Here is a 9,408-nt window from a genome sequence, read left to right as displayed (position 1 = left end):
CTAAAACGGGAGAGATATATGGTTTCCGAAAAACAGATGGCCCGCCTGCTGGATCTGGCCAATCTGGCCTGCCAAAAGGGGCTCGTCGGGGAGGCAAGGACCATTTTTCAGGCAGTCCTGGCGCTCAGGCCGGGGTTCGCGCCGGCCCTTGTGGGGCTGGCATTTTCTCATGTGGTCGTGGACGATTTCGATACCGCGCTCACCATCCTGGACCAGGTCCTTGCGGATAATGCCGCTGATGCCGACGCCCTTGCCATGCGTGGCCTTGCCTGTCTGCTGGCCGGGCGCAGAGGAGATGCGGAACAGGCCTTTGCCGCCATTCCGCAGGATTGCGCTGCGGCCGATATGGCCCGGGCCGTCATGGAAGTCGCCTGACCGGCGGCATGACGTTTTGTCCACCGGGAGGCACGGCGTATGATCCCCACATCGGCACAAGGGGCGACCAAGCTGCTGGAAGCTTTGGAAAAGCTTTCCCAGTGGGCGGGCGAGCCTTCCGGGGGGGGGCCTTCCGGTGCGCCGTCGCGTGAGCTGGTGCGGGCCTTCGAGGAAGCGCTCTCCACGGCTCCGCCAGAAGGCCCCGCAGCTGCGGCCGGTGAGGGCGGCCCCACTGCATCGTCGGCAGCGGCGCTCCTGCCGGGACCGGCGGAAGCCATGCCGTGCCCGCCAGTTGACGGAGCGGGGGCGGAAGGCTCTCTTGCTGTGGAACAGAGCGGGAATCCTCTTGCCGTGGAGCAGCCCGCCGCAGCCGGTGGCGCTGATGTCCCCGCCGGGCAGGAGGTGACGGAGCCTCAGGCCGTCTTCCAGAGCGAAGGGATCTCCCGCCAGGATGTTCTGGAAGAGCTGGGCCAGTTGCTGGAGCGTGTCTCCGCGCAGGGGGCGGCCATCAGCCCGCAGGAATTGCTGCATGTGCAGCAGCTTGTGGGCATGCTCAACGTACAGGCCAAAGTGGGTGTCCAGACATCGCAGCAGACGACGCAAGGCCTGGAAGGCCTGCTGCGCCAGTCCGGTTAGGCACCCGTATCTTAAGAGGTTTTTTCATGCTGCGTCCCATGCTTTTTTTGCTGCTTTCCCTGCTTCTGCTCCTTTCCGGCTGTAAGGTGGAGATGTACTCCGGCCTGTCCGAGGATCAGGCCAACCAGATGCTTTCCACCCTGCTGCGACGGGGGATCGAGGCGGAAAAGCAGGCCGCAGGCAAAAACGGCTATACGCTGCTGGTGGATGACGACCAGCTGGTGCGCGCCCTGCAGGTCCTCAAGGAGAACAGCCTGCCGCGCGAAGCCTTCAAGAACCTGGGGGAAGTGTTTGCCGGTGACGGCATGATCTCGTCCACCTCCGAGGTCCAGGCCCGCATGTCCTACGCCCTTTCGCAGGAGCTGGCGGACACGCTCTCGCGCATCGACGGTGTGCTGACGGCCCGCGTCCACGTGGTGCTCGGCGTCAACGACAAGGTGAACAACATCACCATTGCGCCCTCAGCGGCGGTCTTCCTGCGCCATACCCTGGATTCGCCCGTAGTCAACCTTGTGCCCGAGATCAGGGAACTGGTGGCGGGCGCCGTGGCCTCGCTCAAATACGACAATGTGAGCGTGATGCTGGTCCCGGTGCGGGAAAGCGTGACGGTACCGGATACGAAGCTCCCGTCCCCGCTGCTCTCGCCGGGGGCCCATACGCCCGCCCTGCTGTTGCAGATGCTGGCCATGGCGGCCGTGCTTCTGGCCCTGGGCGTGGGCGGCTGGGTCTATGGTCGCCGTCTGCTGGCCCGTCGCCGCTCTGCCCGTGAAGCCCTTGAGGCCGGGGAAGGGGATGACAACGGCAAGCAGGGTGAGGCCTGATGCACAAACAGTTTTTTGCAGACGTCCTCGCGCGTCGTCCGGCCTTGTGGCAGCGCCTGCTGCAGGCCAATCTGCCGGAAGGCGGGCCGCGGCTGCCGGATGACTGCCGTGAACAGCTGGGCGGAGCTGCGGACAGCCTCTGGGCCTGGCTGCAGCAGCGCCCGTTGACGCACGGGCCGGACGCTGCTGAAAGCGGGCCTGTCGTGCAGGCCTCCTTTTGGGATTACGCCGAGGAGTCGCGCCGCCTGGCTCTTCTGGATGTTCCGGCGCTGCTGGAACTGTGCCGGGTGACGGGCGTTGTCCTGCATGCTCCGGCCATCGCGACGGTGCTGCTGCGGGATGAGGTTCTGCCCTTGCGGGAATCCCTGGGAGAGGAGACGTATCGGTACGCCCTGCAGCGGGGCCGCTACCAGCTGGGGGGCGTGCGGCGCTTCTTCCAGTGGCGGGATACGGATCTGCCCCTGGCGGAACGCTGTGCCTTGCACGGCAATATGGCGCTGCGTCTGGTGGCCGGGCTTTGGCCGGAAGACGTGGCCCTGCGCGTCTGCGATCGTCTGCCCGCGCTGCCGGAGGCGGCCGTGCTGCCGTCCCTGACGGAAGATGAACGCCACGAACTGTGGCGCGGGGTGAAAAAACTGCTGCTCAAGGAGGTGGCTCCGTCATGGGCGCCGTGTTTCGACTGACGGGCAATACCGTGATGCCCGCCCCTGGGGTGCGGGTGCTGCGCGCGGCCGATTATGCGCGTCTTGTGGAAGCCAACGATGTGCTGGCCGCTGCCCGGGAACGGGCTGCCGCCATGGCTGCCGAGGCGGAAAAAGCCTACGAGGAGCGCAGGCAGGCAGGTTATGAGGACGGCCTCATGGAAGGCCGTATGGAGCAGGCCGAAAAGATGATGGAAACGGCCATGCAGGCCGTGGAATACATCGAAGGCGTGGAAGCCAAGCTCGTGGGCGTGGTGACCTCCGCCGTACGCAAGATCATCGGCGAGCTGGACGACCGGGAATGCACGGTGCGCGTGGTGCGCAATGCTCTGAACGCCGTGCGCAGCCAGCAGCGTGTGCTCATCCGTGTCTCTCCCGACGACAAGGACGCGGTGCGGACCTCGCTGGCGGCCATGATCTCGTCCGCTCCCAACGGCGCCACGTTTCTGGACGTGACGGCCGATCCCCGCATGAAGCCCGGGGACTGCATCCTGGAATGCGAGCTGGGGGTCGTGGACGCCAGCCTGGAGACCCAGCTCAAGGCTATCGAGCACGCCTTGCTGGGCAAGATCAGGGAGTCGTAGATGGCCTTCGAATACATCGGCGACCTGCTGGAAGAGGCCGTCCGCGACGTCAATCCCCTGGAGACGCGGGGACGCGTGGAGCAGGTGGTGGGCACCATCATCCGTGCCGTGGTTCCCGGTGTGAAGGTGGGGGAACTCTGCCTGCTGCGCAATCCCTGGGAAAACTGGAGCCTCAAGGCCGAGGTGGTCGGCTTTGTCAGGAACGTGGCCCTGCTGTCGCCCCTGGGCAATATGCAGGGCATCTCCCCGGCCACGGAAGTCATCCCCACGGGCGAGATACTCTCCGTCCCCGTGGGCTATGAGCTGCTGGGCCGCGTGGTGGATGGTCTGGGGCAGGCCATGGACGGCGGTCCGGCCATCAGGACGCGCACCCACTATCCGCTGGTGGCCGAAGCGCCCAATCCCATGACCCGCAAGGTCATCAGCAAGCCCATCTCCCTGGGCCTGCGCGTCATCGACGGCGTGCTGACCTGCGGGGAAGGGCAGCGCATGGGCATTTTCGCCGCAGCCGGCGGCGGCAAGTCCACGCTGTTGTCCAGTATCCTCAAAGGCTGCACGGCCGATGTCTGCGTGCTGGCGCTCATCGGGGAACGCGGCCGCGAAGTGCGGGAATTCATCGAACGCGACATCGGTTCGGAAGGGCGCAAAAAGGCCGTGCTCGTGGTCTCCACGTCGGACCGTTCCTCCATGGAGCGGCTCAAGGCCGCCTATACGGCCACGGCCATTGCCGAATATTTTCGCGATCAGGGCAAGAGCGTGCTGCTGATGATGGATTCCGTGACCCGTTTCGGACGCGCCCAGCGCGAGATCGGTCTGGCGGCCGGAGAACCGCCGACCCGCCGGGGCTTCCCGCCGTCGGTCTTCTCGGAACTGCCCAAGCTCATGGAACGGGCGGGCAATTCGGACAAGGGCTCCATCACCGCCCTGTATACGGTGCTGGTGGAAGGTGATGACATGACCGAACCCATCGCCGACGAGACCCGGTCCATCCTTGACGGGCATATCGTGCTTTCGCGTAAGCTGGCCGCTGCCAACCATTATCCCGCCATCGACGTCCAGGCCAGCGTCAGCCGCGTCATGAACGCCGTGGTGGACAAGGAGCACAAGGCCGCGGCCCAGGCCCTGCGCAAGATACTGGCCAAGTATGCGGAAGTGGAGCTGCTGGTGCAGATCGGCGAATACAAGAAAGGGGCCGATGCCGAGGCGGATTTCGCCCTGGGGCATATCCAGGCGGTCAATGCCTTCCTGCGCCAGGGGCTGGAGGAAAAAAGTTCGTTCGAGGAGACCCTGGCGGCCCTGAAAAAGGTCGTGCTGTAAGCGGGGCCCGGCCTCTGCATATGGCAAAGGTGCATCATGGCGCAACGACTCTATCCCTTGCAGGCCCTGCTGTCCGTTCGCCACTATCGGGAGGACGCCGCCCGCAACGCCTTGCGGCTGGAGGAACGCCGGCTGGTACAGGCGCGTGAGGAAGTGGGGCGGCGGCAGGCCGAGCTGGAACGCTACCGCGTCTGGCGGCAGGAAGAAGAGGAGCGGCGTTATGCCGCCATCCTGGGGGCCAGCCTTTCTCTGGAAGAGGTGGCGGATTTCCGGGCCTCTCTGGGCATGCTGGCCACCGGAGAGCAGGAACGCTTCCAGGCCGTGCGCCAGGCGGAGGAGCAGGTGCGGCAGCAGGAACAGGCCGTGACCGGTGCGCAAAGGGCCGTGGCCCTGGCCCGCCGGGAAGCGGCGAAGATCGAGAAACATCGTGACATCTGGCAGGAGAACGCCAAACGGGAGCAGGAGCATCTGGAAGATCTGGAGCTGGAGGAGTTCGCCACCCCTTCCCGCGCCAGTGACGATGCCTGAGGCCCCCCGCAGGGTGTTCGGCCGGATCCGCATGGCGGCTTATGCTGGAGGTGCCCATGGGCATGGAGATCAGTTCCCGACGCTTGCAGGAAGCGGATTCCCGCATGCAGGCGGAGCGTGAAGGCGCGGATCGTCCCGTGGACGACAGGGACAAGGAACGTTTTGACCGGGCCATGCAGGAATCCCGGGAACGGGACGGGCAGGGCGGTCAGGAAAATGGTCGGGGCGGTTCCCGGCAGGATGCCCTGTCGCCCCAGGCGCTGCTGGACAGCCTTTTCGGCAGCCGCATGCAGAGCATGCAGACGAGCGCCGCACAGGCAGCTCCGGCTCCCGGGGATGTGGACGCCCTCGTGAACGAACTGGTGGACCGTATCCTGGTCTCCGAGCCGGGCAAGGGTTCCCCGGAAGTCCGCATCACCCTGGGGCAGGGCCCGCTTTCGGGCGCGGAGCTGTGTCTGGCCCGGGCGCAGGACGGCCAGCTGTTCATCCGGCTCGCCTGCGCCGATCCGGCGTCCTTCCAGACGGCGGTGGGGGCACAGGATGCCTTGCGCAGCGCTTTGGAGCGCAGTGGCGAGAACGTTCGCGTGGAGATCGTCCAGAGCCGGGCGGACGGCGGCAATGAAGGCGATGCCCGGCAGCAGTCCCGGGGCCGCCAGGATTACGTCCCTGACGTGGAGTAGCTACGGCCGCCACACGGCGCGCCGCGATATTTTCCCCCTCCGAAGGGGAGCGGACAGATCCCGCTGATTTCGGAAAAGGTGAGTCATGTCCCAGGTGATCCCTTCCCGGCCTTTCATCCCGCCAGCGCTGCCGCCGTTGCAGGCGCGGCTGGTCAATGCCCTCGTCTGCCGGGCCCTGCCGCTGACCGTAGCGCTGGATGCCGGTGCGGAGCAGCCTGTTCCCTGTACGTTGTCGTTCAATGTCGCGGCGGCCACCGCGGAGCAGGATGCTCCCTTTGTTCCGGCGGCCGTGCTGTATCTGAGCAGTGGCGAGGATCTGTGGCGCTTGGAATGGTCATCTCTGGAGGCACTGGCCCTGAGGCCGGATCTTGCCGCCTGGCGCAGCGCCCTGCCCGCAGGGGAGCAGACCTTTGCCCGCCTGCCCGGCGAATTGTGTCTGGCTGTTCTGGAGCGTTTGCTGCAGCCTGCGCTGCAACGGCTGGAACCCTTCCTGGGCTGTGAACTGCGTTTTAGCGGTACACCGCAGGCCGGGATTGCCTGGGGCGGTTCGTTGCCCCTGCGGCTGGATCTGCCCTGTGGTGAGGCTGTCTTCCTGCGTCTGTCCTGGGCGAAGGAAAATGCCGCACGCTATGTGCTGGAGCGGCTGGAACAGCTCCCCATGCGCACGGAGGCCGGGGGCTGTTTCACGGGGACATTGGCCTGTCCGCTGGAAGCGGGGCGCATGCGTCTGTCCGCAGACGAGGCGGCAACGCTGGCCCCGGGGGATGTCCTTTTGCCGGAGAGCTGGGCCCCTGAGACGCCGCGTCTGCGCCTGCCGCAGGGCAGGGCACTGGCCTGCCGGCTTGGGGAAGGGATCTTGTCCGTGCTGGGGCCGGATATGGGTGATCCCGGCCGGGAGTCTGCAGAGAAAGAAAGCGAGGACGGCATGCGTGAAGAACAGCTGGCCCCTGCCGGGGCCGTCCAGGACGATGGGCCCACCGCAGAAGCCCCCACGGTGGCCCCCGCATCTGTCGGGGCACTGGAACTGCCTGTGGTCTTTGAGATCGGCAGGCTGCATCTTCGTCTGGACGAACTGGCGGCGCTTGTCCCCGGGCATACGCTGGCCCTGGGCGGCGAGACGCCGTCACCCGTCGTGGACATCCGTGTGGCGGGGCAGCTGCTGGCGCAGGGACGTCTGGTGGATGTGGGCGGCATGCCGGGCGTGCAGATCACCCGCATGCATGCTGCCGGACAGGACGGCGGTACGCCGCAGGGGGCCGGGGATGGAACTGGCCGGGATTAATCCCCTCTATCTCATCGCGGGCCTGGCGCTCTTAGGGCTGGCGCCCTTCCTGCTCATGATGGTCACGTCCTACGTGAAGATCGTGGTGGTCACGAGTCTTGTCCGCAACGCGCTGGGCGTGCAGCAGGTGCCGCCTGCCATGGTCATGAACGGCTTGGCCATCATCCTGACGGTCTTCATCATGGCGCCGGTGGCCATGGATACCAAGGCCCTGCTGGAGGAACAGCGGTTCAGCGCGAACCCGAAGCCTTCGGAGATGCTGGAGACCCTGCAGGCCGTCTCGCCGCCGTTGCGGCAATTCCTGGAAAAGAACACCAGCCCCGCCATCCTGCAGGAATTCATGGGTACGGCCCAGCGCATATGGCCGGAGCATCAGCGGCAGAGCATCACGCGTGACAACATGTTCATCCTGGTGCCGGCCTTTACCATCACGGAACTGACCAAGGCGTTCCAGATCGGCTTTTTGCTCTATTTGCCTTTCGTTGCCATAGACCTTATCATTTCCAATGTCCTGCTGGCCATGGGCATGATGATGGTTTCGCCCATGACCATTTCCCTGCCGTTCAAGCTGCTGCTGTTCGTGACGCTGGACGGCTGGCTGAAGATCAGTCAGGGCCTGCTGCTCAGCTATCAGTAGCCAGATTCGGAGGTTCTATGGAAGTCATCGTAACGGAACAGGACGGTATCGCCATCGTGGAGCTTGCAGGCCGCATGGACGCCACGACGACACCGGAATTCGAAAACGCGACCCGCGCCCTGCTGGAAGCGGGCAAGCAGCGTTTGCTCATCGACATGTCCCGGCTGGAATACATCAGCTCCGCCGGACTGCGGGGCATCCTGGGGCTCGTCAAGGCGCTCAAGACCTGTGCCGGCAAGCTGGCCTTCTGTTCCCTGCAGCCCATGACGGCGGAAGTGTTCCGCATCTCCGGGTTCAACGCCATGCTGACTGTCCGGGACAGTCGGCAGGAAGCCCTTGCGGCTCTGGCCGGCTGAGAGGGCAAGGAGGTAGGCTGTGGCCAGAATCATGCTTCCCGCCCGTGTTGACAGCTGCGCGCCGGCCATGGAATTCCTGCGTGAAAACTTGGCCGCCGACTACGCCGACATCCTTGGTTTCGTGGAACTGGCAGTAGAAGAACTGCTGGTCAATGTGGCCACCTATGCCTATGCCGGCACCTGCCCGCAGGAAGGCGACAGGAGCGCCCACTGGGGGCAGATGGAACTGGGCTTCAAGCGGGTGAGCATGGACAGCGCGCCCTTTCTCTGCGTCTGGATACGGGACTGGGGCACGTCTTTTGATCCGTTCATGGAGACCGCCACGCCGGACACGTCGCTGGCCGCAGAGGATCGCCCCATCGGCGGTCTGGGCGTCCACCTGGTCAAGAACGTTTCCGCGCACCACTGCTACAGCGGTGATGACGGCACCAATACCATCGAACTCTATTTCCAGCTTGCCCACGACGAAAATTGAGCCGTGAAGGATAGCCGCTGCCTTCATATTTTCTGTTTTTTTTGCCTGCTGCTGTGCCTTTTGCCGGCCGGGGGCTGTGTCTCCCGGACGTCCGGGCATGTGACGCCTCCGCCGGAAGCGGCATTGCCGCCGGTGCCCCTGCAGCCCGGTACGGGCATCCTTTCCCATGAATATCAGGAGCAGAAGGTCCTGCCGCGCATGGTACGGGTCGCTTCCCTGCCGCAGAAAAAAGCCCCGGGCGATGCCCGGCAGGCCGCAGCGGCCATGACGGCTCCTGCCCCCCAGACCATGACCGTGGCCGCCGTATCAACGGCTGACCGGGACGAGCGGCAGGCTTTTGCTGCCGCACCGGCACGGCGTACGTCTTTTCGCCCGCCGTCCGCACCGGTGATCCATGACGACATCGTGCCCCCCGCACCGGAGGAATGGCGCCGTCTGGCCCGTGAGGCCGAGGAGATCTTCGGCCTTGACGCGGGGCTTGTGCTGGCGGTCATCCAGGCCGAATCCTCCTTTGACCACACCGCGGTCTCACCCGTAGGGGCCCAGGGGGCCATGCAGATCATGCCCCATACACAGGAGGAGCTGGGACTCATCGACCCCTTCGATCCCCGGGCCAATGTCTATGCCGGTTCCCAGTATTTGATGCACCAGCTGCAGCGCTTCGGCTCCGTGGAGCTGGCCCTGGCGGCCTACAATGCCGGGCCCGGCAGCGTGGAGCAGTACGGCGGCATCCCGCCTTTTCCTGAAACGCAGGAATTCGTCCGGCGCGTCCTGGTCTACTGGAACCGGAACATTCCTGCGGACCAGCCGACGCATTCTTAAGAACAGGCGGGGCGGGAGCCCTTGCTGCCGTCTCTCATCTCCTCTGCCAGCCTTTATGCTGACGCGGGGCCGCCACAAGCCTCGCCTCCCTGGTGCCTCGGCTGAGCCCTTCCAGCCCTGAGCCGGTGCCCTTTCCCTGTCTATCCTCTCTTTTCCCTCTGCTTTCTCCGTTCCCTTTTGTTCCCTGTTTAGAG

Annotated in this window: 13 protein-coding genes; all 13 read left to right on the top strand. The window is 65.2% G+C overall.

The genetic code is table 11. The annotated features are described in order from the left end of the window. Window positions 1-375: tetratricopeptide repeat protein (locus ACQRCJ_RS11325; protein WP_427799830.1), on the top strand; the 375-nt coding region annotated here is incomplete at its 5' end. 39 nt (window positions 376-414) lie between these two features. Then, window positions 415-1,011, top strand: a complete 597-nt coding sequence (locus ACQRCJ_RS11320) for a hypothetical protein (RefSeq protein WP_427799829.1) — start codon at window positions 415-417, stop codon at window positions 1,009-1,011. A 26-nt stretch (window positions 1,012-1,037) separates the two neighbouring features. Then, window positions 1,038-1,832, top strand: coding sequence for a type III secretion system inner membrane ring lipoprotein SctJ (gene sctJ, locus ACQRCJ_RS11315; protein WP_278900436.1), 795 nt, complete (start codon window positions 1,038-1,040; stop codon window positions 1,830-1,832). Continuing rightward, window positions 1,832-2,515, top strand: coding sequence for a SctK family type III secretion system sorting platform protein (locus ACQRCJ_RS11310; RefSeq protein WP_168936121.1), 684 nt, complete (start codon window positions 1,832-1,834; stop codon window positions 2,513-2,515). Before sctJ ends, ACQRCJ_RS11310 begins: the two co-directional genes overlap by 1 nt. Next, complete coding sequence (locus tag ACQRCJ_RS11305; RefSeq protein ID WP_168936122.1) at window positions 2,494-3,117, top strand: HrpE/YscL family type III secretion apparatus protein; 624 nt, start codon at window positions 2,494-2,496, stop codon at window positions 3,115-3,117. The genes ACQRCJ_RS11310 and ACQRCJ_RS11305 overlap by 22 nt, the downstream gene beginning before the upstream one ends. Further along, window positions 3,118-4,434, top strand: a complete 1,317-nt coding sequence (gene sctN / locus ACQRCJ_RS11300; RefSeq protein ID WP_427799828.1) for a type III secretion system ATPase SctN — start codon at window positions 3,118-3,120, stop codon at window positions 4,432-4,434. Window positions 4,435-4,470: 36 nt separating this feature from the next. After that, entirely contained in the window at window positions 4,471-4,962 is a 492-nt protein-coding gene (gene sctO, locus ACQRCJ_RS11295; protein WP_168936124.1) for a type III secretion system stalk subunit SctO, read from the top strand. A 56-nt stretch (window positions 4,963-5,018) separates the two neighbouring features. After that, on the top strand, window positions 5,019-5,642 hold the full coding sequence (locus tag ACQRCJ_RS11290; protein ID WP_168936125.1) for a type III secretion protein: 624 nt from the start codon (window positions 5,019-5,021) through the stop codon (window positions 5,640-5,642). Window positions 5,643-5,727: 85 nt separating this feature from the next. Next, window positions 5,728-6,924, top strand: a complete 1,197-nt coding sequence (gene sctQ / locus ACQRCJ_RS11285) for a type III secretion system cytoplasmic ring protein SctQ (RefSeq protein ID WP_427799827.1) — start codon at window positions 5,728-5,730, stop codon at window positions 6,922-6,924. After that, window positions 6,911-7,561: a type III secretion system export apparatus subunit SctR gene (sctR, locus tag ACQRCJ_RS11280; RefSeq protein ID WP_320620020.1), complete on the top strand. Its 651-nt coding sequence runs from the start codon at window positions 6,911-6,913 to the stop codon at window positions 7,559-7,561. Before sctQ ends, sctR begins: the two co-directional genes overlap by 14 nt. A 17-nt stretch (window positions 7,562-7,578) precedes the next feature. After that, complete coding sequence (locus ACQRCJ_RS11275; protein ID WP_427799826.1) at window positions 7,579-7,917, top strand: STAS domain-containing protein; 339 nt, start codon at window positions 7,579-7,581, stop codon at window positions 7,915-7,917. A 19-nt stretch (window positions 7,918-7,936) separates the two neighbouring features. Then, a complete protein-coding gene (locus ACQRCJ_RS11270; RefSeq protein ID WP_303955966.1) occupies window positions 7,937-8,392 on the top strand; it encodes an ATP-binding protein in 456 nt (151 codons plus the stop codon). A 99-nt stretch (window positions 8,393-8,491) separates the two neighbouring features. Continuing rightward, a complete protein-coding gene (locus tag ACQRCJ_RS11265) occupies window positions 8,492-9,214 on the top strand; it encodes a lytic transglycosylase domain-containing protein (protein WP_303934170.1) in 723 nt (240 codons plus the stop codon). Window positions 9,215-9,408 lie beyond the last annotated feature (194 nt).

The organism is Desulfovibrio sp. SGI.102 (assembly GCF_050314315.1).
Taxonomy (GTDB): Bacteria; Desulfobacterota; Desulfovibrionia; order Desulfovibrionales; family Desulfovibrionaceae; genus Desulfovibrio.
Note: the sequence above shows the minus strand (reverse complement) of the source record. Positions and strands in the feature narration are given on the sequence as shown.